At 69.5% G+C, this 24,576-nt stretch carries 24 protein-coding genes; 17 read left to right on the forward strand and 7 right to left on the reverse strand.

Features of this window, described 5'->3' with window-relative positions; translation table 11 throughout:
- Window positions 1-161: 161 nt before the first annotated feature.
- Entirely contained in the window at window positions 162-1,793 is a 1,632-nt protein-coding gene (locus QRN44_RS18110) for a MinD/ParA family ATP-binding protein (RefSeq protein ID WP_285039951.1), read from the reverse strand.
- 124 nt (window positions 1,794-1,917) lie between these two features.
- Between QRN44_RS18110 and QRN44_RS18115 the strand changes: the two genes are divergently transcribed.
- Window positions 1,918-2,373, forward strand: a complete 456-nt coding sequence (locus QRN44_RS18115) for a hypothetical protein (RefSeq protein ID WP_285039953.1) — start codon at window positions 1,918-1,920, stop codon at window positions 2,371-2,373.
- Window positions 2,374-2,938: 565 nt separating this feature from the next.
- On the opposite strand, the gene QRN44_RS18120 is transcribed toward QRN44_RS18115, so the two are convergent.
- From QRN44_RS18120 to QRN44_RS18130, 3 genes are all read right to left on the reverse strand, one after another.
- The gene (locus tag QRN44_RS18120; RefSeq protein ID WP_285039954.1) at window positions 2,939-3,679 is read right to left on the reverse strand and encodes a FadR/GntR family transcriptional regulator; all 741 of its coding nucleotides are present in this window, start codon (window positions 3,677-3,679) and stop codon (window positions 2,939-2,941) included.
- A 41-nt stretch (window positions 3,680-3,720) separates the two neighbouring features.
- A complete protein-coding gene (locus QRN44_RS18125) occupies window positions 3,721-5,187 on the reverse strand; it encodes an APC family permease (protein WP_285039956.1) in 1,467 nt (488 codons plus the stop codon).
- A 61-nt stretch (window positions 5,188-5,248) separates the two neighbouring features.
- Window positions 5,249-6,028, reverse strand: coding sequence for a carbon-nitrogen hydrolase family protein (locus QRN44_RS18130; RefSeq protein ID WP_175484421.1), 780 nt, complete (start codon window positions 6,026-6,028; stop codon window positions 5,249-5,251).
- A gap of 124 nt (window positions 6,029-6,152) precedes the next feature.
- Here QRN44_RS18130 and QRN44_RS18135 point away from each other — a divergent pair, with 124 nt between their 5' ends.
- The 3 genes from QRN44_RS18135 to QRN44_RS18145 all read left to right on the forward strand — a co-directional run bounded on the left by QRN44_RS18135 (window position 6,153) and on the right by QRN44_RS18145 (window position 8,201).
- Window positions 6,153-7,208, forward strand: a complete 1,056-nt coding sequence (locus QRN44_RS18135) for an NAD(P)H-dependent flavin oxidoreductase (protein ID WP_079003653.1) — start codon at window positions 6,153-6,155, stop codon at window positions 7,206-7,208.
- Window positions 7,209-7,278: 70 nt separating this feature from the next.
- Window positions 7,279-7,938, forward strand: a complete 660-nt coding sequence (locus tag QRN44_RS18140) for a hypothetical protein (RefSeq protein WP_064296027.1) — start codon at window positions 7,279-7,281, stop codon at window positions 7,936-7,938.
- On the forward strand, window positions 7,935-8,201 hold the full coding sequence (locus QRN44_RS18145; protein ID WP_064296028.1) for a hypothetical protein: 267 nt from the start codon (window positions 7,935-7,937) through the stop codon (window positions 8,199-8,201). Before QRN44_RS18140 ends, QRN44_RS18145 begins: the two co-directional genes overlap by 4 nt.
- A gap of 251 nt (window positions 8,202-8,452) precedes the next feature.
- Here QRN44_RS18145 and purB read toward each other — a convergent pair whose 3' ends face one another.
- Both purB and QRN44_RS18155 read right to left on the reverse strand, forming a co-directional pair.
- Complete coding sequence (gene purB / locus QRN44_RS18150; RefSeq protein ID WP_175116537.1) at window positions 8,453-9,835, reverse strand: adenylosuccinate lyase; 1,383 nt, start codon at window positions 9,833-9,835, stop codon at window positions 8,453-8,455.
- Window positions 9,832-10,359, reverse strand: a complete 528-nt coding sequence (locus QRN44_RS18155) for a low molecular weight protein-tyrosine-phosphatase (RefSeq protein WP_064296030.1) — start codon at window positions 10,357-10,359, stop codon at window positions 9,832-9,834. Before QRN44_RS18155 ends, purB begins: the two co-directional genes overlap by 4 nt.
- A 176-nt stretch (window positions 10,360-10,535) precedes the next feature.
- Here QRN44_RS18155 and QRN44_RS18160 point away from each other — a divergent pair, with 176 nt between their 5' ends.
- Complete coding sequence (locus QRN44_RS18160; RefSeq protein WP_079003651.1) at window positions 10,536-10,844, forward strand: hypothetical protein; 309 nt, start codon at window positions 10,536-10,538, stop codon at window positions 10,842-10,844.
- Complete coding sequence (locus tag QRN44_RS18165) at window positions 10,837-12,279, forward strand: alpha/beta hydrolase family protein (protein WP_285039961.1); 1,443 nt, start codon at window positions 10,837-10,839, stop codon at window positions 12,277-12,279. The genes QRN44_RS18160 and QRN44_RS18165 overlap by 8 nt, the downstream gene beginning before the upstream one ends.
- A gap of 21 nt (window positions 12,280-12,300) precedes the next feature.
- On the opposite strand, the gene QRN44_RS18170 is transcribed toward QRN44_RS18165, so the two are convergent.
- Window positions 12,301-12,693: a phage holin family protein gene (locus QRN44_RS18170; protein WP_079003649.1), complete on the reverse strand. Its 393-nt coding sequence runs from the start codon at window positions 12,691-12,693 to the stop codon at window positions 12,301-12,303.
- Between the two features lie 100 nt (window positions 12,694-12,793).
- On the opposite strand from QRN44_RS18170, the gene QRN44_RS18175 reads away from it, so the two are divergent.
- The 11 genes from QRN44_RS18175 (at window position 12,794) to QRN44_RS18225 (ending at window position 24,206) form a co-directional block, all read left to right on the forward strand.
- The gene (locus QRN44_RS18175) at window positions 12,794-13,945 is read left to right on the forward strand and encodes a histidinol-phosphate transaminase (RefSeq protein WP_285039963.1); all 1,152 of its coding nucleotides are present in this window, start codon (window positions 12,794-12,796) and stop codon (window positions 13,943-13,945) included.
- The gene (locus tag QRN44_RS18180) at window positions 13,942-15,081 is read left to right on the forward strand and encodes a thiamine pyrophosphate-dependent enzyme (protein WP_071262139.1); all 1,140 of its coding nucleotides are present in this window, start codon (window positions 13,942-13,944) and stop codon (window positions 15,079-15,081) included. Before QRN44_RS18175 ends, QRN44_RS18180 begins: the two co-directional genes overlap by 4 nt.
- Entirely contained in the window at window positions 15,078-16,058 is a 981-nt protein-coding gene (locus tag QRN44_RS18185) for an alpha-ketoacid dehydrogenase subunit beta (RefSeq protein ID WP_285039965.1), read from the forward strand. Before QRN44_RS18180 ends, QRN44_RS18185 begins: the two co-directional genes overlap by 4 nt.
- Before the next feature lie 26 nt (window positions 16,059-16,084).
- Window positions 16,085-17,458, forward strand: a complete 1,374-nt coding sequence (locus QRN44_RS18190; protein ID WP_175116534.1) for a dihydrolipoamide acetyltransferase family protein — start codon at window positions 16,085-16,087, stop codon at window positions 17,456-17,458.
- 175 nt (window positions 17,459-17,633) lie between these two features.
- A complete protein-coding gene (locus QRN44_RS18195) occupies window positions 17,634-18,608 on the forward strand; it encodes a metal ABC transporter solute-binding protein, Zn/Mn family (protein ID WP_079003647.1) in 975 nt (324 codons plus the stop codon).
- Window positions 18,605-19,459, forward strand: coding sequence for a metal ABC transporter ATP-binding protein (locus tag QRN44_RS18200; protein ID WP_285039968.1), 855 nt, complete (start codon window positions 18,605-18,607; stop codon window positions 19,457-19,459). Before QRN44_RS18195 ends, QRN44_RS18200 begins: the two co-directional genes overlap by 4 nt.
- Window positions 19,456-20,355, forward strand: a complete 900-nt coding sequence (locus QRN44_RS18205; RefSeq protein ID WP_079003646.1) for a metal ABC transporter permease — start codon at window positions 19,456-19,458, stop codon at window positions 20,353-20,355. The genes QRN44_RS18200 and QRN44_RS18205 overlap by 4 nt, the downstream gene beginning before the upstream one ends.
- A gap of 92 nt (window positions 20,356-20,447) precedes the next feature.
- On the forward strand, window positions 20,448-20,849 hold the full coding sequence (locus tag QRN44_RS18210; protein ID WP_064296039.1) for a Fur family transcriptional regulator: 402 nt from the start codon (window positions 20,448-20,450) through the stop codon (window positions 20,847-20,849).
- A 7-nt stretch (window positions 20,850-20,856) separates the two neighbouring features.
- Window positions 20,857-21,945 (forward strand): permease, encoded by a 1,089-nt coding sequence (locus QRN44_RS18215; RefSeq protein ID WP_371743603.1) that lies wholly within the window; start codon window positions 20,857-20,859, stop codon window positions 21,943-21,945.
- Window positions 21,938-22,750 (forward strand): TIGR03943 family putative permease subunit, encoded by an 813-nt coding sequence (locus QRN44_RS18220; protein ID WP_254628260.1) that lies wholly within the window; start codon window positions 21,938-21,940, stop codon window positions 22,748-22,750. The genes QRN44_RS18215 and QRN44_RS18220 overlap by 8 nt, the downstream gene beginning before the upstream one ends.
- The gene (locus QRN44_RS18225) at window positions 22,740-24,206 is read left to right on the forward strand and encodes a hypothetical protein (protein ID WP_121289322.1); all 1,467 of its coding nucleotides are present in this window, start codon (window positions 22,740-22,742) and stop codon (window positions 24,204-24,206) included. The genes QRN44_RS18220 and QRN44_RS18225 overlap by 11 nt, the downstream gene beginning before the upstream one ends.
- The last annotated feature ends 370 nt before the right edge of the window (window positions 24,207-24,576 follow it).

Raw genomic sequence — 24,576 nt, forward strand, 5'->3', positions numbered from 1 at the left:
GTGGTGGGCAGCCTGCCGTGCTCATCGAGCTGACGCTCACGCGGCTTCGGGCCGTTGTCGTCATGACCGACGACGACGACGCGACGGTGGACGCCATCATGTCCGCGCGTCAGACGGCTTGACCGCGATCATGGCGACCTGAGGTGGCGCAGGCGTCCCGGTCAGAGTCCGCGGGACACCGCAGCAGCCGCTGCGAGCCACGCCCGCTGCGTGCTCGATCGCAGGGCGTCGTGACGGATGACGCCGTTCTTCAACGCGGGATCGAAGGGCACGACGACGACGTCGCGCACGTAGGGGCGGAAGTCCTCGGCGTAGGCGTTGGCGATCGACGTGTCCTTGGCCTCGGCCTCGGAGACGATGACGACGGCGTTGCGCGCGAGCTCGGCACCGCGCTCGCTCACCCGGCTGACGGCGGTGAGGGTGAGTCGCGCGCCCTCCTTCTTGTCCTCGACGGTCGTGGTCGGGATGACGAGCTGGTCGGTCAGCTCCACCATGCGCCGCCAGTTGGGGGCGCCGGCCGAGTTGCCCGAGTCCATGACGATCAGGCGGTAGTACTTCGCGAGGACGCGGTGGACGAGGTCGACCTCGTCGGCGGTCACCACGTGCTCGCCGTCCGCCGCGGATCGCAGCACCTCGTACTTGTCGCCGGGCTGGTGGTGGACGAACCGCGAGAGGTCTGCCCGCTCGGCGCCGGGGGAGAGGAGGTCGCCCGCCGCGGCGAGGAGGTCGAGGACGGTCGAATCGTGGCCGCCCTGCTCGGTCCGCCAGCCGAGCGTGCCCATGGTCTCGTTGTTGTCCCAGGCCGCGACACCGCCACCGCCGTACCGGGCGAAGACGGACGACAGGTTGACGACGGTCGGCGTCTTGTTGGCGCCGCCCTTCTGATTCGCGACGGAGATGGTGCGACGCCTCGGGAAGTGGCGTGACACGGCGTGGACGTCGTCACGCTCGGCGCGCTCGGTCGCGGACGGCGGTACTGAGAAGCCGAGCTTGTTGAGCAGGCCGGCGAGCCCGTGCTGCGCCGGGCCGATCGTGGGCGGCGCGAGGAACGAGGGTGCATCGCGCAGATCGCGGCGAGCCGGGGCGGCCGGCTGGCCGGGAGCCTGCTGCTGTGGAACCGGGGGCTGCTGCTGCGCGGGCGCGGCCGGCGGCGCCTGCACCGACTGCTGTGCCGGGACGGCACGCTGCGCGGGTACGGGCACCTGCTGCGCGTTCGGCTGATTCGAGATCGGCTGGAACGGCGGTGTGTCGAACGCGGGTTGCTGCACGGTCGGGCGCTGTGGCGGGACGGGCTGCGGCGTCGTGGTCGACTGCGGGTTGGCGGAGACCGGCGGCGCGGGCTGCGCCGAAACCGGCGCAGGTGTCGACGGCTGGGCGGGTGTGGCGCGGGGCGGTGTCTGCGGCTGAGCAGGGACCGGGCGCGCTGGTGCCGATTGGGAGGGCGTGGGCGGCGGCGCCTGGATGAGCGGCACTCGTTGCGCCGCTGCGGGCGGTGGCGTGGCCCGCTGCGCGGTGCGCGCGGGCGCTGCGGACTGCGGTTCCTCCTGCAGTTCGCCGTCGACACCGATGAGGAGCACGGTGACGCTCGTCGGGTCGGTCACCGTCACACGGATCGGTCGACCCGCCTTACGGGCCTCCGCCTGCATCAGTTCGACGAGCTGGCGGCGGGCCGTTCCCGCGTCGGTGGCGCTCAGGTACTGCTCGGCGGTGCCGACGCGGAACACGCCGGAATTGTCCGCAAGCAGCGATGCCGTCATCGGCGGGAAGTCCTGTATCGAGGCCTTGTCGATCATGCTCTCACTCCTTCGCGGCGGGGGTGAACCCGTCCCCACTATGCCTTAGTACGGCGCATGTCGGATTTCTGACGCCGCGCCGAGAGTGCTCCTTCTGCGCTCTCATGCGGCATCAGCGAGCGGAATGAGCACTCTCAACGAGCCTCCGAAGCCGTCGAACCCGTGCGATGAACGACGCGCGGTCGACGAAGAGGTCGTGCGCAGTGACGCGGACGACCCGCCACCCGGCCGCCTCGAATCGCTCGCGGCGAACGATGTCGTTCCTGAATCGTCGTTGGTCGGTGCGGTGAAGATCGCCTTCGTATTCGTACGCGATGCGGAGGCGAACTTCGGCGAGGTCCGGATGGAGAACCGCGGTGCCGCCGTCGACGGGCACGGCCGGATTGACGCTCGGCTCCGGGAGGCCCGCATCGATGAGCGCGAGCCGCAGGTGTGTCTCAGGTCGGGAGTCGACGCCGACGCGGACCAGCGGAAGGGCGTCGCGGAGAACCCGAGCCGAGCGTCGAGAGCCGTAAGCGGCCACGGCGGCCGTGAGTTCGTCGATCGTTGTGCGCACGTCGACACGCGAGCCACCTCGTGATCGCGACCCCGACACGAGGAAATCACCGACCGCGACGAGGTCCGGAAGCTCGAGCATCGTCGCGAGAAGCGCGAAGGTGTCGGCCGGCGCGGTGAGGGTGAAGCCTCGGATCTGGGTCGTGCGGGTCGTCTCGGCGAGCCGGTGACCGACGACCCCTCGGCCACGCGCAGGCTGTACGCCGTGAAGCGCGCCGATGTGGAGGTCCGCGTCGTGCGTGCAAGAGTTCGGCAGCGAGGCACCCAGGAGTTCCGCCGCAGTGAGATGGCTGAACACCCACCCTGGTCGGAGCCGAGGGGAGAACGCTGCGCAGCGTCCGAAGACGTCCCCCAGATCGACGTCGACCGAGCGCACGCCCCAGAACGGAGCGTCGAGATCGACGCCACGCAGTCTCCCGCTGGTCTGGCCGTGCAGCGCTCGGTCACCGACCGCGAACGCCGTGCCGTGGAGCCGTGGCGGGAGCGGGCGATGGCGGGGCACCGACCCATCCTCCCGATCCCGTGGGGATCTCTGCTCCCATTGTCCACACCCTCCACCGAGAGTGCGCATTCGGTCGGCTCATTGCGGTTCAGGGAGCGTTTTGCGCACTCTCGGCAGAGCCGACGCCCGGGAGGCCGACGTACATCGAGCGGTGGAGCTCTGCGACGTGGTCGAAGGCCAGGCGGCTCGCGGCTGCCGCATCGCCGACGCGGAGCGCCTCGACGAGCTGAGCGTGCTCCTCGTTCGACGCGCGCAGGTACTCGATCCGATAGGGGATGAAGTAGGAGTACAGCTCACGGGACACGCGGTCATGGAGGTCGGCCGCGCCCGGCACGCCCGCCGACATCGCCAGCTCGGCGTGGAACGCCGCATCCGCCTCGCGGAACCGGCTCCAGTCCGGCTCGGTCCGCATGGTCGCCACGAGGTCGTCGAGTCGACGCAGGGAGGACGCCACCGGTGCAGAGGCAGCCCGCGCCGCCAGCCCGGCTTCGAGCGTCGCGCGCTGGTCGATGAGCGCGTGCACGTGGACGGCGTCCTCGCGGTAGGCGGCGATCTCGGGAACGGTGCCCACCGCGGGTGCATCCGAGATGAACGTGCCACCCGTGTTGCCCTGCCGCCGCACGACGACGCCCTCGTCGCTCAGCGCCCGATAGGCACGCCGCACCGACATCTCGCTGACCCCGAACGCACGGGCCGCTTCCTCTGGTGCCGGGAGCCGTTGGCCGGGCACCAGCATCCCGAGCTCCAGCGCCAGCGAGATGCGCGCGCGGACGGTGTCGACGGCCGTCGTGCGTCGAATGGCTCCGAGCGAGGGCGAACCCAGATCCATGGCACCCCCGTCTCGTCGCTGATCGACTCCGCGACCCTGGCTCAGCCGGCCGTCGGCTGGTCGGCGGTCGCCTCGCTCACCGCGCCGTCCGGCTCGGCGTCCAGCGGGAACCGCTTCCCCGCCACGATACCGATCAGCATGGCGACCACGGGGATGAGGGCGAGCACGACACTCACGGTGACGCTTCCGCCGGTGACGAGCGTGAAGTTCGACAGCACCAGCCACAGCGCGAAAGCGAGTCCCACCACCGCGAGGATCGGGAACACCCGCGCACCCCAGGTGCGGCCGGCGACGAGCTCGGGTCGGCGCGCGAAGAACACGAGGACGGCGATCGAGGTCGTCAGCATGAGCAGGACCATTCCGACGGTCGCCACCCCGGCCATGGATCCGAAGACCCCGACGAGCGGGTCGAGGCCGGCGAGGGCGAGCGCGGCGAGGACGATGGCCGCCGTCACCGTCTGCACGATGGAGGAGGTCGACGGGGAGTGGTGTGCGGGGTGACGCCTGCCGAGGCGGGCGGGCAGCACCGACTTCTGCGCCAGCGTGAACTGGTAACGCGCGATGACGTTGTGGAAGGACAGCACGCACGCGAACAGGCTCGTGATGAGCAGCACCTGGACGACATCACGCATGATCGGGCCGAGGTAGGTCGTCGTCGTGTCGAGCAGGAGGTTGCCGTCGCCGGCGAGCGTCTGCTGGGCGATCGCGACGGCGTTCCCTGCGCCGACGCCCGTCACGAGCGCCCAGCAGGAGATGGCGTAGAACACACCGATGATGACGACGGCCAGGTACGTGGCTCGCGGGATGGTGCGTTCCGGGTTGCGCGCCTCGTCCCGGAAGACCGCGGTCGCCTCGAACCCGATGAAGCCGGTGAGGGCGAAGAGCACGGCGACGCCGATCCCACCGGTAAGGATGTTGGCGGGGTCGAAGGTCTCGACCGCGATGCCGTCCGCGCCGCCCGTCGCGAAGATGACGACGTCGAGCACGACGACCACGAGGATCTCGAGCGTCAGCGCGATGCCCAGCACCTTCGCGCTCAGGTCGATGTGCCGGTATCCGAGCACCGCGACGATCGCCATCGTCGCGAAGGAGTACAGCCACCAGGGCAGGCTCGGGCCGCCGAAGTACGTGACGAGGTCGTCGAGCGCCCACCCCATGTAGCCGTACACGCCGACTTGGATCGCCGTGTAGGCGACGAGCGCGGTGAAGGCGGAACCGAGGCCGAGACGCGAGCCGAGTCCCGCCGTCACGTAGGAGAAGAACGCGCCGGCTTCGCGGACGAACGGCGTCATGGTGACGAAGCCGACGGAGAAGACGAGGAGGATCACGGCGGCGAGGGCGAAGCCGATCGGCGCTCCGGCGCCGTTGCCGGTCCCGATCGCGATGGGGACGTTGCCGCCGATCACGGTGAGTGGTGCTGCGGCGGCGATCACCATGAAGACGATGGAGCCGGTACCGAGTTGGCCGTCGAGGCGCTGGCGCGGCTCGGCGATGGGGTTCACGGTCATGAGGTCACTTTCCGGGGGAGTCGGGGGACTCGGAGGGGGAGGGGAGGAGGGACGGCGTCCCTCAATACAGCTCGGCGCGGCGGTCGGCGAGGTAGGGGTTCTCCTGCCTGGCGCGCTTGGTGGCCTCGGGATCGATCGTGGCGATCATGAGGCCGACGGCGTCCCCGTCGAGCGCGTCGAGGACCACGCCGTCCGGACCGACGATGCTGCTGCGGCCGACGTAGGTGAGGTCCCCTTCGGAGCCGACGCGGTTGACGTAGACGAGGTGGACCTGGTTCTCCCAGGCGCGCACCGGGATGAGCCGTTCGGCGATGTGCGCGTACGGCTCCATCTGCGCGGTGGGGACGATCACGACGTCGGCGCCGTCGAGGGCCGCCGCGCGGACGGTCTCGGGGAACTCGACGTCGTAACAGATGAGGACGGCGACGCGGACGCCGCCAAGGTCGACGGTCGGCGCGAGGGTGTCACCGGCCACGAACAGCTCGCGGTCGAGCTCGCCGAACAGGTGCGTCTTGCGGTAGCGGAGCAGCTCGGACCCGTCAGGACCGATGAGGACGATGGCGTTCGCGACGGCTCCGCCCGGGAGCGGCTCGGGCAAGCCGGCGAGGATCGCGATCCCCGTCCCGGCGGCGATGGCGGCGACCCGGTCGACCAGCTCCGGCGTGGCGAGCGGGGCGAGACGGTCCCCGAGGTTGTAGCCGGTGATGAACATCTCGGGGGTGACGAGCAGGTCCGCGCCGCGATCCGATGCCTGCCTGGCGGCGTCGGCGACGAGCGCGAGGTTCGCCTCGACGTCTCCGGGGACGCCATGGTGTTGCAGTCCGGCGATGGTCAGGGTCATGGCGGTGGAGCTCCTCTGCAGGCGTGCGTCGATGCACTCAGTAAACAACTCAAAGTGAGCTGTTTGATGTCCATCATGTTTCGATCCGGTTTCACCCGCAAGAGGCGAGGGACATACTGGTGGCGTGCGCGCCCTTCCTGTCGATGTCCCGATCGTGCTCGGCCCCTTCGGAGGCTTGTCCTCCGTCGAACTCACCGCGACGGTGAGTGAGCTGGGCGGCCTCGGTTCCTTCGGCCTGTACGGCTACGACGCCGAGCGCATCGAGCGGACGGTCACGGCGCTCCGCGAACGGACCGCGGCGCCGTTCGCACTGAATCTGTGGCTGCCGCGTGGAGACGAGCTGTCGCCCGACGACTCCGAGGCGTCCTTCGCAGCCGCGGTCGAGGCGCTCCGACCCGTGTTCGACGAGTTGTCACTCGAGCTGCCCGATCGCCCGGCCCGGTACGTGCCGCCGTTCGACGAGCAGATCGAGGCGGTCCTGGAGGCGCGGCCCGCAGTGGTCAGCTTCGTCTTCGGGGTTCCACCGCGGTCGGTGGTCGACGCGGCGCGCGAGCGGGGCATCGTCGTGGTCGGGACGGCGACCACGGTGGCCGAAGGGCTCGCCCTGCAGGAGGGCGGCGTCGACGTCGTCGTCGGCACGGGCATGGAGGCCGGCGGCCACCGCGTCTCGTTCCTGCGAGCAGCCGAGGACTCCCTCGTCGGCCTGGTCGCCTTGATCCCGCAGCTCGTCGACGCCCTGGACGTCCCGGTGATCGCCGCCGGCGGTATCGCCGACCGACGTGGTGTCGCCGCCGCGCGGGCACTCGGCGCCGCCGGCGTGCAGGTCGGGACCGCCTTCCTCCGCACGAGCGTCTCCGCGGCGACGGCCGAGCATCGAGCGGCCATCGTCTCGACGCCCGCCGACGGCACCGTCCTCACGCGCGCGATGAGCGGCAGGCTCGGACGGGGTGTCCCGAACCGGGTGCTGCGCGAGATCGAGGCGTCGGGGGTCGTCGCCCCGTTCCCGGTCCAGAACTGGCTGACCGGGCGGTTCCGCACCGTCGCCTCGGAGCAGGGCGTCGCAGAGCTCCAGGGCTTCTGGGCTGGGCAGGCGTCACTGCTGACCCGCGATCGGGCGGATGCCGAGGCCGTCTTCGCGGAACTCGCCGCGGGCCTGTCGGTCCCACCCAGGGCACCCTGACCCCGGTCCGCGTCGCCCGCAGGACCGCGTAAGCTGGAGTGGACTTCCTGCAAGAGATGAGACGTTCACCGTGCCCAGCATCCCGTTCGACGGCGCCAAGCACGATCGGTACTGGATGGTCCCGATCCTGCGTGCGGTGATCGCGCTCGCCACGGCGGGGGTCGTCACCTTCACGCAGGGCCACTCCTCGCAGTTCGGCCTCGTGGTCTTCGGGGTCTTCACGCTGCTGTCCGGCGCGATCGTCGGCGCCTTCGCCTTCCCGAACTTCTCCGACACCGTGACGCGCGCCTTCTTCCTCGGGCAGGGCGTCATCGGCGTCGTGACCGGCGTCTTCTCGCTGCTCGTGAGCGGCGGCGGGCTGAGCATCTTCCTCTACGTCGTCACGCTGTGGGCGGCCCTCACCGGATTCCTCGAGCTGTACAGCGGGATCCGCTGGCGCGGACGCCTCGCCGCGGCGAAGGACTGGACCGCGGTCGGTGCCTTCACGGTGCTGCTCGCCATCGCGACGCTCCTCGTCCCGCCGGGACTCGAGCAGCGATTCGCCGCCCCGGGAGGTGTCGAGGGTGTCCTCCGTGCGGACATCGTCGTCGTCGGCCTCGTCGGGGCATACGCCGCGATCATCGGCGTCTACCTCGTCATCGGCGGACTGTCGCTGCGGTGGGCGGGCAAGCGCCCGGTCGCCGGCACAGTCACCGACGACACCACCGGCACGGCGGGAGCCGCATCATGAGCAAGCCCAACCGCGACGACGTCCTGCGGCCGATCGAGCTCCTCGTGCTCTCGGGCGTCATGGGGGTCTTCACCGGCGTCGTCGTCCTGATGTCGACCCGTGAGATCGTCCTCGCGCTCATCGGCCTGGGCATCGCGTTCATCGCCTCGCTCGTCGTCCTCGCGATGCTGGCGCTCGCCGTGAAGCCCGACTTCCAGGAGAAGCTCGACCTCGACGAGCAGGACGGCGACGACAAGCGTCCGCCGCGCCCCTCCGGCCACTGAGCGTCTCGTCCCTCCGGACCTGAGCGCTTCGCCCGGTCCCCGAGCGTCCCTTCCGGTCACTGACTGCCGGATCCGGTCGCTGAGCGATCCTTCCGGTCTCTGACTGCCGGATCCGGACCCCGGGTGCCCCTTCCGGTCCCCGGGTGCCCCTTCCGGTCCCCGGGTGCCCCCTTCCGGTCCCTGAGCCTGTCGAAGGGCGTCGACAGGCTCGGTGACCGGTCTCCCGTTCCCCGAGCCTGTCTCCGGGCCGTCTACGGCAGGTAGTCCACCAGGTCGTCGGAGAGCCCGAGGTACGTCGCCGGGGTGAGCTCGAGCAGGCGCTGCTTCGCGGCGTCGCCGATGTCGAGCTTGGAGACGAACTCGACGAGCTCCGCCTGGCCGAGACGCTTGCCGCGCGTCAGCTCCTTGAGGAGCGCATAGGGGTCCTCGATGCTCGAGCGACCCGCGGTCACCTCGGCGCGGATGACCGTCTGGATCGCCTCCGCGAGCACCTCCCAGTTGTGGTCGAGGTCCGCGGCGAGCACGTCCTCCGCGAGGTCGATCTGCCCGAGTCCGCCGAGGATGTTGTCGAGGGCGAGCAGCGAGTGGCCGAACCCGACACCGATGTTGCGCTGGGCGCTCGAGTCGGTGAGGTCGCGCTGGAGTCGTGAGGTGACGAGGGTGGCGGCGAGGGAGTCGAGGATCGCGCTCGACAGCTCCAGGTTGGCTTCGGCGTTCTCGAAGCGGATCGGGTTGACCTTGTGCGGCATGGTCGACGAGCCGGTGGCGCCCGCGACCGGGATCTGCCGGAAGTAGCCGATCGAGATGTACGTCCACATGTCCGTGGCGAGGTTGTGCAGCACGCGGTTGGCGTGGGAGATCTTGCCGTAGAGCTCGGCCTGCCAGTCGTGCGACTCGATCTGCGTCGTCAGCGGGTTCCAGTCGAGGCCGAGTCCCTCGACGAACTCCCGCGAGATGGAGGGCCAGTCGGCGTCGGGGTCGGCGACGACGTGGGCGGCGAACGTGCCGGTCGCGCCGGAGAACTTGCCGAGGTACTCGTTCGCCTCGATCTGCAGGGCGATGCGCTCGAGTCGGTAGACGGTGACGGCGAGCTCGCGGCCCATCGTGGTGGGCGTCGCCGGCTGGCCGTGCGTGCGGGCGAGCATCGGGACGGCCCGGAAGTCGACGGCCTTGGTGCGCAGTGAGTCGAGGACGAGGCGCAGCTTCGGCAGCCAGATGGCGCGGACGGCCTGCGACACGGTGAGCGCGTAGGAGAGGTTGTTGATGTCCTCGCTCGTGCAGGCGATGTGGGTCAGTTCGGCGATGCGGTCGAGACCGAGCTCGGACAGGCGGTGGCGCACGAGGTATTCGACGGCCTTCACATCGTGACGCGTGACAGCCTCCTTCTCGGCGAGCCAGTCGATGTCGGCCTGTCCGAAGTCGAGGTAGAGCGCGCGGAGCTGCTCGATCTCCGCCGGGGTCAGCGGGGAGGATCCGAACATCGAGTGCTCTGTGAGGTAGACGAGCCACTCGACCTCGACCTGCACGCGGGCGCGGTTCAGGCCGGCCTCCGAGAGGTACTCTCCGAGCGCCGTCACGGCGGGGCGGTAGCGACCGTCGAGCGGGCTGAGCGGCTGGGCGGGGAATTCGGTCATGGGGTGGCTCCCTGGGTCAGTGCTGGTTCGAGCTGGTGGAAGAGGGATCTGCAGGCATGGTCGATCATGCCGAGGACGGTCTCGAACATCTGGGCGTCCGAGTAGTAGGGGTCGGGGACGTCGCGGGTCCCGGAGGTGCTGTCGAAGCTCAAGAGCAGGTGCACCTTGGAGCGGTCGGTGTCGTTGCCCGCCCAGGCCCGCAGGATGCGTTCGTGACTGCGGTCGAGGGCGACGACGAGGTCGTAGCTGTCGAAGCGGTCGGGGTCGAACTGCTTGGCCCGGTGGGCGGTGGCGTCGTGGCCGTGCGCTCGCAGCGCGGTGACCGTGCGGTGGTCGGCGTGCTCGCCGACGTGCCAGTCGCCGGTGCCGGCGGAGGAGACCTCCACGACCCGCTCCAGCCCGGCGGCCGCGACGAGGTCGGTGAAGACGCTCTCGGCCATCGGGGATCGACAGATGTTGCCCGCGCAGACGAAGCACACGCGGAACGGGGTCGTGCCGGGGTCGGCCTCCCCGAGGGTGTTCATGCGTCTATTCTGGCCGACCGCGCCCGAGCCGTCGAACCGTTCTCGACTGACTCCGCTCCACAGTTCCACTGCGGTGAGCTTCCTCCACATCAGCACGGTGTGCCGTCGTGACCGCACCGCCGGTTGGGCAGAGTCGAGTGTGATGCCGGCGGTGGGCGGGCGGAGGGCGAGGCGACATGGCGTTGGAGTACGACCCGTTGGCGATGGGCTTCCCGTCGCAGTCGACGGCAGAGGAAGCTGCTTCGATCCTCGAGGGGCGCGCTCGATGTCTTGAGGACGTGCTGCTCGAACTGGAGCCGGAGATCGTGAGGTTCGCGCAGGCGCGCAGCGGTCTCGAGTGGGTCGGTCCCGCCGCCGTGCAGTTCGCCTGGTCCGCGGACGAACTGACCGCAGTGCTTCGTGAATCGGCCGCTGCACTCGATGAGGGACTCAGGAGCGCTCGTGGGGCGGCATCGTCGATCGCCGTTGGAGCGGAGCATGAGTGACGACCTCACCATCCGAGGCGGTGGTGTCGTAGCCGTCGCCACGGAGGATCACCTGCTCCTCGGCGCGTTGCTCCTCGAACTCGGCGAGGCCTGCGCGAGCTGGGCCGACCGCGTGGAATCGGTGTCGACCGACGACGTGTCCCTGGCGCCCGTCGGCCCGACGATCGTCCCCCAAGCCGATGCGGGGGCGGGAAGCGGGGCGGCTGCGAGGGCCGCCACCAGCTTGCGGCGTGCGAGCGACGACGCGAGCCGGTTGGGTGGGCATCTCATCGTCGGGGCGGAGCAGTACGGAGAGCTCGAGCGGATGGTCCAATCGTTGTTCACGTTCACCGGGGACGCCGCGGGATGGGTCCTGGGAGCCTCCCCGTTGATCCCGCTCGGTGTCCTCGCCGCCGTCGGAGAGGTGACGCTCGTCAGGACGGTGTTCCGCGGAGTGTTGGGTCTGCTGTCCTCGGACCTGCAGGACGGCTTCGATGAGGCCTCGGCGAAGACTGCGCGTGAGCTGATGTCGTCACCCGCGTTCGTCGCCCTCGTGCGCGGAGTCGTATCGGGTTCCGACGAGTTCCTGATCAGCGCGTTCGGTCTGCCGGCGATGCTCGACGCGAACCGTCTGAGCGAGGAGGGCATCACCGGGGTGGCGTTCGCAGCCCTGGTCGCACTGGGCACAGTCGACCGTGCCGGCCTCCTCACTCCCGCGGCGCCGGTCCGTACGGTCGAGGTGAAGGCCCAGGGCGCTCCGGCGCCCCTGAAACCTCCGACCCGGTACGAGGACCTGGCCGAGCGGATGCCGCACGGGGGAGCGGGCTCGCCGCAGATCAGGATCGAGCGGTACGAGGACGCCTCCGGCGCCGACCAGTGGATCGTCTGGTCGGGTGGAACCATCGAGACCGGCTTCCCTGAGGCGTCGACCGAGCCCTTCGACAACCGCAGCAATGTCAACGCCGTCGCAGGTATGGAGGCTGAGAGCGCGGAAGCGACCCTCCAAGCCATGCGACTCGCGGGCATTCCTGACGGTGCCTCCGTGCTCCACGTCGGGTACTCCCAGGGCGGCATCATCGCGTCACGCATCGCCGCCAGCGGTGCCTACGACTCCTCGGTCGTCACCTTCGGATCGCCGGTCGAATCCATCGACTTCGCGGACGACCTCCCGCGCACCCATGTCGAACACACCGAGGACGTCATCCCCGCGCTCTCCGGTGAACGACGCGACTCACTCAACGGGGGCACCGTCGTCCAGCGTTCGTTGTACGACGGAGGACCACCGCCGGCCGGTGACGATCCCCTTCCGGCTCACAGTCTCGACCGCTACCGGGAGACGGCACGCCTCATCGACCAGTCCTCGGAGGAGCGGCTCGCACCAGCGATCGACCCCCTCGCCGGGCTCACGGGCACCGGGGAGGTCTGGCGATACCGCGCCGACAAGGTCCTTCCATGACCAAGCGGTCGAGCCGACGGGTCAGTCGCGCGCCTTGGGACGGATGACGATGCCGAGCAGCCAGTTCACGATGGAGATGACGATCGCACCGAGGACGCCCCACCAGAAGCCGTCGACGGTCAGGCCGAAACCGAACCACCCGCTGATGCCTGCGGTGATGAGGAGGAGGAGCCCGTTGATGAGGAGCCCGATGAGCCCGAGCGTGAGGATGTACAGGGGGAACGCGAGCACCTTGATGACCGAGCCGATGATGGTGTTCACGACGGCGAAGATGAGCGCGACGAGCGCGAAGGTCAGGATCGTCTCCAGCGTGCCGCCGGGCGCGTACGGTGTCACGTTCACACCGGCGACGATGAGGGTCGTGACCCAGATGGCGAAGCCGTTGACGATCAGGTTCAGCAGAAAACGTCCCATGACGGCAATCCTCCCACCCTTGCCACAGCGGGCAAAGGGCCGATTCGGACCGGCGCACTGCATTCCGACGCAGGTATCCTTCGCGGCCTAGACTCGTCGAGTGAGTGACAACCTGCCAACCACCGCCCAGCCGGCCGCTCAGCCGGGCCGGAGCCCGGTCCGTCTCCGTCCGGAGATCGCAGAGCTGCCTCCCTACCGCCAGGGCAAGCCGGCCGCGCCCGACGCCTTTAAGCTCTCGAGCAACGAGGTCCCGTTCCCGCCACTCGACGCCGTCCTCTCGGCCATCACCGACACGGCTGCGGACTCCCACCGCTACCCCGACGGCGCCGCACTCGCACTGCGCACGGCGCTCGCCGAAGCCAACGGGGTCACCCCGGAACGCATCCACATCGGAGCCGGCTCGGTCGCACTCCTCAGCCAGTTCATCACCGCGACCGCCGGTCCGGGGGACGAGGTCGTCTTCGCCTGGCGCTCCTTCGAGGCCTACCCGGGTCTCGTGACCGTCGCCGGCGCGACGTCCGTGCGGGTCCCCAACCGGCCCGACGGCTCCCACGACCTCGAGGCGATGGCCGCAGCCGTCACCGACCGCACCCGCGTCGTCATCGTCTGCACGCCCAACAACCCGACCGGCCCGGTCGTCGAGCGTGACGCCTTCCTCGCCTTCCTCCGGTCCGTGCCCTCCGACGTGCTCGTCCTCCTCGACGAGGCCTACCGCGAGTTCGTCACCGATGACGACGCCGTCAACGGCATCCCGCTCCTCGACGAGCACCCGAACCTCGTCGTGCTCCGCACCTTCTCGAAGGCCTACGGACTCGCCGGCCTCCGCGTCGGCTGGGCCATCGGCCACGAGCTCGTCCTCGACGGCGCCCGCAACGCGGCCATCCCGCTCTCCAGCACTGCACCGGCGCAGCAGGCGGCCATCGCCGGACTCGCGAACGCCGAGGACATCCGAGCCCGCGTCGCGGTCATCACCGCACGACGCGACGACCTCGCCGCCGCACTCCGCGAGCAGGGCTGGTTCATCCCCGCGGCGCAGGGCAACTTCGTCTGGTTCGGCCTCGGCGAGCAGACGGCCGCGGCGAACGAGACCTTCCTCGCCCACGGCATCGTCGGCCGAGCCTTCCCCGGCGACGGCGTCCGCATCTCGATCGGTGAAGCCGAGTCGATCGAACCGCTCCTCGCCGCCGCTGCGGAGATCCTCGCCGGACTGCCGGCCGACCACCCGACACGAGAGGGAGTGCGCTCACGATGAGCCGTTCCGGAGACGACCCCACCGTGCCCAGCGTCCAGTTCATCGACGCGGCCGGCACCTTCGCGCCGAACGAACACGCGGAGCGCTATCAGCCGTTCCTCGATCGCCTGACCGAGACCGACCTGCAGCAGTTCTACCGCGACATGGCGAACGTCCGTGCCTTCGACATCGAGGCGACGAACCTGCAGCGCCAGGGCCAGATGGCGCTGTGGCCACCGAGTCATGGGCAGGAGGCGGCACAGGTCGGTTCGGCCCGCGCAGCGCGAGCTCAGGACCACATCTTCCCCTCCTACCGCGAACACGTCGTCGCGATGATCCGCGGCGTCGACCCCATCGACATCGTGCGGCTCATGCGCGGCAACACGCACGGCGGTTGGGACCCGGCAGATCCGTCCAACGGCAACGTGCACCTCTACACGCTCGTGCTCGCCGCGCAGACTCTGCACGCGACCGGCTACGCGATGGGCCTGAACTTCGACAAGGCCGTCGGCACCGGCGACCCCGAGCGCGACACGGCCGTGCTCGTCTACTTCGGTGACGGCTCGAGTTCCGAGGGCGACGCGAACGAGGCCTACATCTACGCCGCCAGCTACCAGACGCCACAGGTGTTCTTCCTCCAGAACAACCAGTGGGCCATCTCCGTCCCGGTCTCCCGCCAGGCCCGCGAGCCGCTGTACCAGCGCGCGGCCGGCTTCGGCCTCGACAGCGTCCGCATCGACGGCAACGACGTCCTCGCGAGCTACGCGACGGCGGCGAAGCACCTCGACGACGCCCGCGCCGGCCGCGGCCCGAGCCTCATCGAAGCGATGACCTATCGCGTCGGCGCGCACACCACGAGCGACGACCCGACCAAGTACCGCACCGACGACGAACTCCAGTCCTGGATCGCCCGCGATCCGATCGTCCGGTTCAAGACGTACCTCCAGGGGCTCGGCGCCTCGGACGCGTTCTTCGCCGAGGTCGACGAGGAGGCTGCGGCGCTCGCCGAGGACACCCGCGTGCGCACGCTCGCACTCGAGGCCCCGGGCCCCGAGCTCATGTTCGAGGGCGTCTACTCCGAACCGCACCCGCTCATGGTGGAGCAGCAGGCCTGGCTCGAACGCTACGAGGCCTCGCTCGAAGGAGGCAACGCATGACGACGACCACCATGCCGATGGCCAAGGCGCTGAACGCCGGCCTGCGCAAGGCGATGACCGAAGACGACAAGGTCCTGCTGATGGGCGAGGACATCGGCCCGCTCGGCGGCGTCTTCCGCGTCACCGAGGGCTTGCACGCCGAGTTCGGTGGCGACCGCGTCCTCGACACCCCGCTCGCGGAGTCCGGCATCGTCGGCACCGCGATCGGCCTCGCCATGCGCGGCTACCGACCGGTGTGCGAGATCCAGTTCGACGGCTTCGTGTTCCCGGCCTTCAACCAGATCACGACGCAGCTCGCGAAGCTCACCAACCGGCACGAGGGCAAGCTGCAGATGCCCGTCGTCATCCGGATCCCCTACGGCGGACACATCGGCGCGGTCGAGCACCACCAGGAGAGCCCCGAGGCGTACTTCGCCCACACGGCCGGCCTGCGCGTGGTCAGTCCGTCGACCCCGAACGACGCCTACTGGATGATCCAGGAGGCCATCGCCTCGAACGACCCGGTCGTCTTCCTCGAGCCGAAGAGCCGCTATTGGCCGAAGGGCGAGGTCGACCTCGACGGCTCGGCCGCACCACTGCACGGCAGCCGCGTCGTCCGCGCCGGCACGGAGGTCACTCTCGCCGGACACGGCGCGATCGTGAGCGTCATGCTGCAGGCGGCTGAACTGGCCGCCACGGAGGGCACGAGCGTCGAGGTCGTCGACATGCGCTCGCTGTCGCCCATCGACTACGACCCGCTCGTGGAATCCGTCCGACGGACCGGCCGCCTCGTCTACGTGCAGGAGGCGCCCGGGTTCACGAGCGTCGGCTCGGAGATCGCGGCGACCGTCACCGAGCGCGCCTTCTACTCGCTCGAAGCACCCGTCCTGCGGGTGTCCGGGTTCGACACCCCGTTCCCGCCGGCGAAGCTCGAAGGCGTCTACCTCCCGGATGCCGACCGCATCCTCGAGGCCGTCGACCGCTCGCTGGCGTACTGAACACCGAAGGAAGACGAGGAACCACGATGAGTGATCTCCAGTTCGAACTGCCGGACGTCGGCGAAGGCCTGACCGAGGCCGAGATCGTCGCATGGAAGGTCGCGCCGGGCGACGCCGTCTCGGTCAACCAGGTCCTGGTCGAGATCGAGACCGCGAAGTCGCTCGTCGAACTCCCGTCGCCGTTCGCCGGCACCGTCGGCGCCCTGCTCGTCCAGGAGGGCCAGACCGTCGACGTCGGGACCCCCATCATCAGCGTGAGCACCGGCGGTGGAGCGCCGACCGCCGAGCCGACCGCGCCCGCACCGGCTGTCGTCGAGTCGGAGGAGGCCACGCTGGCCGCCGACACCGCGGCGAGCGTGTCTCCCGCCGAGGAGCCGCGCCCTGGCGCCGTGCTCGTCGGATACGGCAGCGCCGGCAGCACCTCGAGTCGTCGCCGTGGCCGTGGCGCGACGCCGGTCGTCGAGCCGGCGAGCCCAGCCGTCACCCCGCAGCCGCCCGTGCGCCGCCAGCCGCCGTCGAGCATCCCCGCCGCGTCCGCGCTGCCGGTCATCGCCAAGCCGCCGATCCGGAAGCTGGCGAAGGACCTCGAGGTCGACCTCACGGCGATCGAGGGCACCGGGCTCGCGGGGGAGATCACCCGCGACGACGTCATCCGTGAGGCCAGCCAGGCGAGCGTGTTCCGCAACATCGAGACACCGGAATGGGCCGACGAGCGCGAGGAGCGGATCCCGGTCAAGGGCGTCCGCAAGGCCATCGCGACAGCCATGACCCGCAGTGCCTTCACCGCGCCGCACGTCTCCCTCTTCGTCGACGTCGACGCGACGCGCACGATGGAGTTCGTCAAGCGTCTGAAGAACTCGACGGACTTCGCCGGCGTCAAGGTCTCGCCGCTGCTCATCATGGCCAAGGCGATGATCTGGGCGGTCCGCCGCAACCCCACGGTCAACAGCGAGTGGACGGACCAGGAGATCATCGTCCGCCACTACGTGAACCTCGGCGTCGCCGCCGCGACACCGCGCGGACTGATCGTCCCGAACGTCAAGGAGGCGCAGGCGATGAGCCTGCTCGAGCTGGCGCGCGCCCTCGAGACCCTCACGCTCACGGCCCGCGACGGGAAGACGCCGCCGGCCGACCAGCAGAACGGCACGATCACGGTGACGAACATCGGTGTCTTCGGCATGGACACCGGCACCCCGATCCTCAACCCGGGCGAGGTCGGCATCGTCGCGCTCGGCACGATCAAGCAGAAGCCGTGGGTCGTCGACGGCGAGGTGCGCAGCCGCTTCGTGACGACGCTCGGCGCCTCCTTCGACCACCGCGTGGTGGACGGCGACGTCGCGAGCCGCTTCCTGGCGGACGTCGCGTCGATCATCGAGGAGCCGGCGCTGCTGCTCGACTGAGCACTGGGTCCCTGAGCCTTCCCTTCGGTCCCTGAGCCTCGCCATCGGTCCCAGAGCCTTCGCTTCGGCCCCTGAGTCATCTCCTCGGTCCCTGAGCCTGTCGAAGGGCGATTTTGAGAATCAGTATCAATAGGCGTAGCGTTGGCCTTCTCACCCCGATCGAGAAGGTTCATCAATGCGCGCTCGCACCCTGCTCCCAGCCTTGGCCGTCCTCCCGGCAGCCGCCCTCGTCCTCGCGGGCTGCTCCGGCAGCAGTGCGTCGAGCGCGGCCGACGACGGCAAGATCAACATCGTCGCCTCGACGAACGTGTACGGCGACATCGCTTCGAAGATCGGCGGCAAGGACGTCGAGGTGACCTCGCTCATCTCCTCGGCCGCCCAGGACCCGCACTCCTACGAGGCGAGCACGCAGGATCAGCTCTCCATCAAGAACGCCGACCTCGTCATCGAGAACGGTGGCGGCTACGACCCGTTCATCGACACACTCCTCGACGCGGCCAAGAACGAGTCCGTCGAGGTCGTGAACGTCGTCGACCTGTCGGGCCTCGCCCCGGACGACGACCACGCCGACGAGCAGCACACGGATGAGGCGCACGCCGAGGACGACGGTCACGACCACATCGAGGGCTTCAACGAGCACGTCTGGTACAGCCTCCCGACGATGGCGAAGCTCGCCGACGAGCTGGCCAAGGAGCTCGGCGAACTCGACAGCGCGAACGCGACCACGTACACCGCGAACGCGAAGGCCTTCACCGAGTCCCTCGGCACGATCGAGACGGCCCAGGCCGCGATCAAGACCGCACACGACGGCGAGGGCGTCGCCATCACCGAGCCCGTGCCGCTCTACCTGCTCGAGGGCGCCGGACTCGTGAACCGCACCCCGGAGGCGTTCAGCGAGGCGATCGAGGAGGGCACCGACGTGTCGCCGACCGTCCTCAAGGAGACGCTCGACCTCTTCGGCGGCGGATCGGTCGCGCTGCTTGCCTACAATGAGCAGACGAGTGGCGGTGAGACCGAACAGGTCAAGACCGCCGCGGAGAACGCAGGCGTACCGGTGCTGTCATTCACCGAGACCCTCCCGGACGGCAAGGACTACCTCTCGTGGATGACCGAGAACGTCGACGCCGTGGCGGACGCCCTGGATCGATGACCAGCGGTCCGACCGACGACTCAGGCCCCGTCGACGTCCTCGCGCTCGCCGGGGCCGAGCTCGGTTTCGGCGGACGCACGCTCTGGGACGGTCTCGACCTCTCGGTGCGCCCGGGGGAGTTCCTCGCCGTGCTCGGCCCGAACGGCTCCGGCAAGACGAGTCTGCTGCGCACCATCCTCGGGCAGCAGCAGCTCGACCGCGGGACCATCAGGGTCGCCGGAGGCCCGGTGCACCGGGGTGACCGCCGCATCGGCTACATCCCGCAGCAGAAGCTCATCCCCGCCGGCACGCCGATGCGCGGTCGCGATCTCGTCGCCCTCGGCGTCGACGGCCACCGCTTCGGACTCCCCATCCGCACCGCGGCGACGAAGCGTCGGGTCGACGAGCTGATCGCCTCCGTCGGCGCGACCGCATACGCCGACGGCGCCGTGGGCACCCTGTCCGGCGGTGAGCAGCAGCGGCTGCGCGTCGCCCAGGCGCTCGCGGACGACCCGATCCTCCTCCTCTGCGACGAACCACTGCTCAGCCTCGACCTCCAGCATCAGCGCGGGGTCAGCGAGCTCATCGACCGTCGTCGGCGCGAGCACGACACCGCGGTGGTCTTCGTCACCCATGACGTGAACCCGGTGCTCCCCATGGTCGACCGCATCCTGTACCTCGCGGGCGGCCGATTCCGGGAGGGCACCCCCGACGAGGTGCTCCGCAGCGAGGTGCTGTCTGAGCTCTACGGCACGCCCGTCGACGTACTCCGCAGCCATGGCCGGGTCGTCGTGGTCGGCATCCCCGACAGCGAGACCCGCCACCATCACCACGACGATCCGCACACCGGTGCGGTGGGGGTCGGCGCATGAGTACTGACGACCTCTGGGGACGCCTGTTCAACTTCCAGGACTACGGCGCACTGCTCGAACTCGTGCAGAACTCGATCATCGCCGGCGCGGTCCTGGGCATCGTCGGCGGCCTCATCGGCGTGTTCGTCATGCAGCGCGACATGGCGTTCGCGGTGCACGGGATCAGCGAGCTCTCCTTCGCCGGCGCTGCCGGCGCGCTGCTGTTCGGGGCCAACGTCGTCGTCGGGTCCCTCGCGGGCTCACTCGTCGCCGCGATCCTCATCGGCCTGCTCGGTTCGAAGGCCCGCGACCGCAACTCGATCATCGGGGTGCTCATGCCGTTCGGCCTCGGCCTCGGCATCCTCTTCCTCGCGCTCTATCCGGGCCGGAGTGCCAACAAGTTCGGGCTCCTCACCGGGCAGATCGTGTCGGTCGACGACCCGCAGCTCGGCCTGCTCATCGTCATCAGCATCGTGGTGCTGATCGCGCTCCTCCTCCTCTGGCGCCCCCTCAGCTTCGACAGCCTCGATCCGGACGTCGCCGCGGCGCGCGGGGTGCCGAGTCGGTTCGTCTCGCTCGCCTTCATGGTGCTGCTCGGGCTCACGGTCGCGGTGTCGGTGCAGATCATCGGCGCGCTGCTCGTCCTCGCACTGCTCGTGACGCCCGCGGCCGCGGCGCTCCGGGTGTCGTCGTCGCCCGTCCTCGTCCCGGTGCTGAGCATGCTCTTCGGCTTCGTCTCGGCGGTCGGCGGCATCCTGCTCGCCATCGGTGGATCGCTCCCGATCAGCCCCTACATCACGACGATCTCCTTCCTCATCTACCTCGTCTGCCGCATCGTCGGGCCGCGCACCGCGTCCGGGCGACGCGGTCGTCGGGCACCTGTCGGCGAGACGCGGCACGCCCAGGTCGCGCGATGACCGTGGACCGTGCGCCGCGTCCGCGTGGAGCTGCTTCGGAGCGTCCTCCGAGCGGTTCCCGGGTACCCTTGAAGCGACAGGCAGGAGCACCCGTGGCGAAGCGCAACACCTGGCAGCGAGAAGCTGTCCGCGAGGCCCTCGGCGGCAACGACGGATTCGTCAGCGCCCAGGGACTGCACGCCGAACTCCGCGACACCGGTTCGCCGATCGGGCTCGCGACCGTGTATCGAGCCCTATCCGACCTCGCGGTCGAGGGCGAAGCGGACTCCCTGCAGTCGCCGGAGGGCGAGAACCTCTACCGTGCCTGCACGCCTGGCACCCACCATCACCACCTCATCTGCCGCAACTGTGGTCTCACCATCGAGATCGAGGCCGACGAGGTCGAGGCCTGGGCGCGGTCGGTCGCGTCGCAGCACGGGTTCACCGAGGCGAAGCACGTCGTCGACGTCTTCGGGCTCTGCGAGAACTGCTCGGCGGCGGCCCAGCGCGCGTGAGGCCGGAGTGAGCAGGACGACCGGCACCCTCGGGGTCGACGACGACTGGACCGCGCCCGACGACGACGGCGCGGAGCACTGGGGTCGCACGGAAGGGCGTGATCCACGGAACCTGCGGACACCGCTCCTGATCGGTGTCGCACTGCTCGTGGTGGTCGGGCTCTTCGTGCTCCGGGCGCTCATGCCGCTCGGTGAGGTGCTCACCCCGCCCACCGCGGTGCGCGACTTCGTGACCCTGACGCTCAGCGTGGTGGTGGAGTCGCTGCCGTTCGTGGTGCTCGGCATCGTGCTGTCGATCCTCGTGCAGATCTGGCTCCCCGACGGCTGGCTCGAGCGGTGGTTGCCGACGCAGCCGATCCTCCGCCGAGCCTGCATCTCGCTGCTCGGCATGTTCCTGCCGGTCTGCGAGTGCGGCAACGTCCCGCTCGCCCGCGGCCTCATCGTGCGCGGGTTCACGGTGCCGGAGTCGATCACCTTCCTGCTCGCGGCGCCGATCCTCAACCCCATCGTCATCGTCACGACGCATCAGGCCTTCGGCTGGGATGGCGGGATCCTCGTCGCCCGGCTCGTCGGCGGGTTCCTGCTCGCGAACCTCATCGGGTGGCTCTTCAGCAAGCACCCCGACCCCAGCTCGCTGCTCACGCCGACCTTCCAAGCCAGCTGCGAGGTGACCGAGCAGCACGGGCACGACCACACGAAGGTGGAGCGCAGCCTGCAGCAGTTCGTCGCAGAAGCGCGCGCGATCATGCCGGCGCTGCTCATCGGTTCGGCCGTGGCCGGCGCCGTGCAGGTCCTCGTCCCACGCGAGGTGCTCGTCACCCTCGGCGCGAACCCGGTCTGGTCGGTGCTCGCGATGATGACGCTCGCCGTGATCGTCTCGATCTGCTCGAACGTCGACGCCTTCTTCGTGCTGTCCTTCGGATCGACGTTCATGCCCGGTTCGATCGTCGCCTTCCTCGTCCTCGGCCCCGTCGTCGACGTCAAGATGCTCGCGCTCATGCGCACCACCTACACGACCAGGACCCTCGTGATCATCACCGCGGTCGCCGTGCTGTTCTCGGCGGCCCTCGGATTCGGAGTGAACGCCCTTGCCTGATCAGAACGCCACCCACGGACACGCGCACGCCGAGACGTCGATGGTCGGCGATCGTCGCGTGCCCCTGCTCGAACGCCTCCGGCAGCGGTGGTGGGGTGTGCTCCTGCTCGTCACCGCCGCCGTGTGCATCCTCTGGCTCGCGCTCACCGATCGACTCGGGCTCTACATCCACCCGCGCTACTTCGTGTTCACCGTCATCATGGCGCTCATCGCGGTCGCTCTCGGCATCGTCAGCGTCCTCGTCCATGTGGACGTCGATGAGGTGCCGAAGCGTCGCGGGCGGACGGTGCTGCAGCTCGCCTCGGTCGTGGGCAGTCTCGCGGTCGTCGGGGCGATGGTGGTGCTCCCGCCGTCGACGCTCTCGGTCGCGACAGCCGACCAGCGCGCGGTGAACTCCGGCACGCTCGCGGGGGAGGTCCAGGGGCAGGACGCCCAGACGGTACTGACCTCGAACCCGGACTTCAGCACCTTCGGCATCAAGGATTGGGCGACACTGTTGCGCCAGACGACGCGGCCCGCCGACCTCGAAGGGCGCGCTTTCTCCGGGGTCGGTTTCGTGATCGCCGATCCGGACGCGGCCGACGTCTTCTACGTCTCGCGGTTCGTCGTGAACTGCTGCGCCGTGGACGCCCAGCCGGTCGGTGTGCCCGTGCAGCTCGACGGTTGGGAGCAACAGCTCAAGCCCGGCGACTGGGTCGAGGTCTCGGGCGCGCTCACCGCGAGCGACGCCTCGCATCTGCCGTTGGTGGTCGGGACGGCGAAGGTCGACAAGGTCGAGGAGCCGGCGGACCCGTATGACTACTGATCGCCGGGATGCTGCACGAGGCCGATCGACGCAGGCCGCCGGCGACCGGAGCGGTTTCGGCCGACTGGTCGCGATCGTGCTGATCGCGCTCGTCGTCATCGGCGGCGGTGCGGCCGTCGTCGGTCTGACCCAGGGGCCGAAGCTCGTCCGCACGGTGGTCGACCCGACCGGACTCGTGGAGTCCTGGGGCCAGCGTGTGGTCCTGGCGGTGAATCAACCGATCGCCGATCTCGGGTCGGACCGGGTGCGGATCGAGCCGGCAGCCGACTTCGACGTCAGTACCGGGGCCGGCGGCATCACGCTGGTGTTCCCCGAGCCGCTCGCCTATGCGACGGACTACCGGATCACGGTCGACGGGGTCACCGCGCCGGGTGGCGGCCCGGCTGCCACGCTCACGACGTCGTTCTCGACGCCGCCCGTCGAGGGGTTCTCGCTCGTGAGGAGTCCGGTCGAGGACGGCGGCTCGGCGGCGACGAAGGCGGACGACCGGATCGTGCGGCTCTCGATCGGCGGTGGTGAACCCGAGACCGCGTACGAAGCCGCGAAGATCCAGGAGTTCGCGACGATCGGCGACTCCCTGATCGTCGTGGAGCAGGAGACGAGCGGGCTCGGTCGCATCGTGGTGGTGGACACGACCGACGGGAGTACCCAGGAGGTGGCCCTCCCGATGGGCGGGATGATCACCTCATTGCAGACCGCTCCGGCGCAGAGTCGGGTGGGGTTCCTGTTCACCGAACAGTCGTTCGGCCGCGATGGGGGCGACAACCTCACGCTGTACTCGTTCGAGCTGCGGCAGGGGAAACCCACGGAGGCCGCCCGGGTCGGCGGGATCGACGGGGCTGCGGTCCAGGCGGCGGAGTGGTCGTTCGTGCCCCGGACCTCCTCGATGCTCGTCCGCACGGTGGACAACTCGCTCGAGCTGCTCGATCCTGCTGCGACGACCGATCCGGTGCTGCTCGGCCGGGCCTCACTCATCTCGAGCTACATCCCGGGCACCACCAAGGTCGTCATCGAGCAGGTCGACGGTGTTGTCGTGCTCGATCTCGCGACGGGGAAGAGCGAACCGTTCGTCCTGCCCTCGGTGGCACCCACCGAGATCCCCGGACAACTCGTCGCACTGTCCGAGTCCCTGTCGGCCAGGATCTACGCCGACTACGACCGTGCCGCCGGAACCACGGAGCAGCGGGTACTGGCGATCAAGGACGGCGCGACCGCCGAGCTCTATCGACCCGACGCGGGCGCCGTCATCTGGTCGTTGTGCGCGAGCCCGAACGCGGAGTACGTCGCGGTCGTCGTCGTCCCCGACTTCGCGAAGGCCGGATTCGACGGGTACGCCAACGCCCCGATGCCGAACGGTCCCGAGATCGAGGTGGTCGACGCCCGCACCGGCAAGGTGGTCGGGACGCAGGCCGGCTTCGACCTGTCTTGGTGTGCCGGCACCGGTGTCGCGCAGTGACCCCGCGCCGCGCCGTTCGCGGCCGCCTCGGCGAAAACCGCGTGTTTCCGGGCGACACGCCCGGGATGCAAGCGGAATTTGCCACGATCCCGAGACACACGTAGAGTAATCACTCGTCACCCCAAAGGTGCGGGAAGCGGAAGAGCTTCTCGGCCTCAAGCGGGGACAATCCCCAGCCAAAAGCGAGAACATTTCGATGTTACCGTTTCAAGTCTCGGTTGGATGACTTCTTCCTGGTGTCACTCGTGCTCAGCATGACTCTGTTCGCAGATCGGCTGAAACGCCGAGTTGACAACAAGCCGGGAAGATGTAAGATAGAGAAGTTGCCCTGCAGGGCGGTCGTGATGGCCAAAGGCAGGAGCATCCGATC

Origin of the sequence: Plantibacter sp. lyk4-40-MEA-4 (genome assembly GCF_030209415.1) — a bacterium.
Taxonomy (GTDB): Bacteria; Actinomycetota; Actinomycetes; order Actinomycetales; family Microbacteriaceae; genus Plantibacter; species Plantibacter flavus_A.

Bases quoted from the DNA above. Each gene is read 5' to 3' on its own strand.
- QRN44_RS18120 (WP_285039954.1), bottom strand. From the start codon at position 3,679: ATGGATCTGGGTTCGCCCTCGCTCGGAGCCATTCGACGCACGACGGCC.
- QRN44_RS18115 (WP_285039953.1), top strand. From the start codon at position 1,918: ATGAGCACTCTCAACGAGCCTCCGAAGCCGTCGAACCCGTGCGATGAA.
- QRN44_RS18225 (WP_121289322.1), top strand. From the start codon at position 22,740: ATGACTACTGATCGCCGGGATGCTGCACGAGGCCGATCGACGCAGGCC.
- QRN44_RS18185 (WP_285039965.1), top strand. From the start codon at position 15,078: ATGACGACGACCACCATGCCGATGGCCAAGGCGCTGAACGCCGGCCTG.
- QRN44_RS18145 (WP_064296028.1), top strand. From the start codon at position 7,935: ATGAGCAAGCCCAACCGCGACGACGTCCTGCGGCCGATCGAGCTCCTC.
- QRN44_RS18180 (WP_071262139.1), top strand. From the start codon at position 13,942: ATGAGCCGTTCCGGAGACGACCCCACCGTGCCCAGCGTCCAGTTCATC.
- QRN44_RS18200 (WP_285039968.1), top strand. From the start codon at position 18,605: ATGACCAGCGGTCCGACCGACGACTCAGGCCCCGTCGACGTCCTCGCG.
- QRN44_RS18195 (WP_079003647.1), top strand. From the start codon at position 17,634: ATGCGCGCTCGCACCCTGCTCCCAGCCTTGGCCGTCCTCCCGGCAGCC.
- QRN44_RS18205 (WP_079003646.1), top strand. From the start codon at position 19,456: ATGAGTACTGACGACCTCTGGGGACGCCTGTTCAACTTCCAGGACTAC.
- QRN44_RS18170 (WP_079003649.1), bottom strand. From the start codon at position 12,693: ATGGGACGTTTTCTGCTGAACCTGATCGTCAACGGCTTCGCCATCTGG.
- QRN44_RS18110 (WP_285039951.1), bottom strand. From the start codon at position 1,793: ATGATCGACAAGGCCTCGATACAGGACTTCCCGCCGATGACGGCATCG.
- purB (WP_175116537.1), bottom strand. From the start codon at position 9,835: ATGACCGAATTCCCCGCCCAGCCGCTCAGCCCGCTCGACGGTCGCTAC.
- QRN44_RS18155 (WP_064296030.1), bottom strand. From the start codon at position 10,359: ATGAACACCCTCGGGGAGGCCGACCCCGGCACGACCCCGTTCCGCGTG.
- QRN44_RS18130 (WP_175484421.1), bottom strand. From the start codon at position 6,028: ATGACCCTGACCATCGCCGGACTGCAACACCATGGCGTCCCCGGAGAC.
- QRN44_RS18160 (WP_079003651.1), top strand. From the start codon at position 10,536: ATGGCGTTGGAGTACGACCCGTTGGCGATGGGCTTCCCGTCGCAGTCG.
- QRN44_RS18190 (WP_175116534.1), top strand. From the start codon at position 16,085: ATGAGTGATCTCCAGTTCGAACTGCCGGACGTCGGCGAAGGCCTGACC.
- QRN44_RS18125 (WP_285039956.1), bottom strand. From the start codon at position 5,187: ATGACCGTGAACCCCATCGCCGAGCCGCGCCAGCGCCTCGACGGCCAA.
- QRN44_RS18165 (WP_285039961.1), top strand. From the start codon at position 10,837: ATGAGTGACGACCTCACCATCCGAGGCGGTGGTGTCGTAGCCGTCGCC.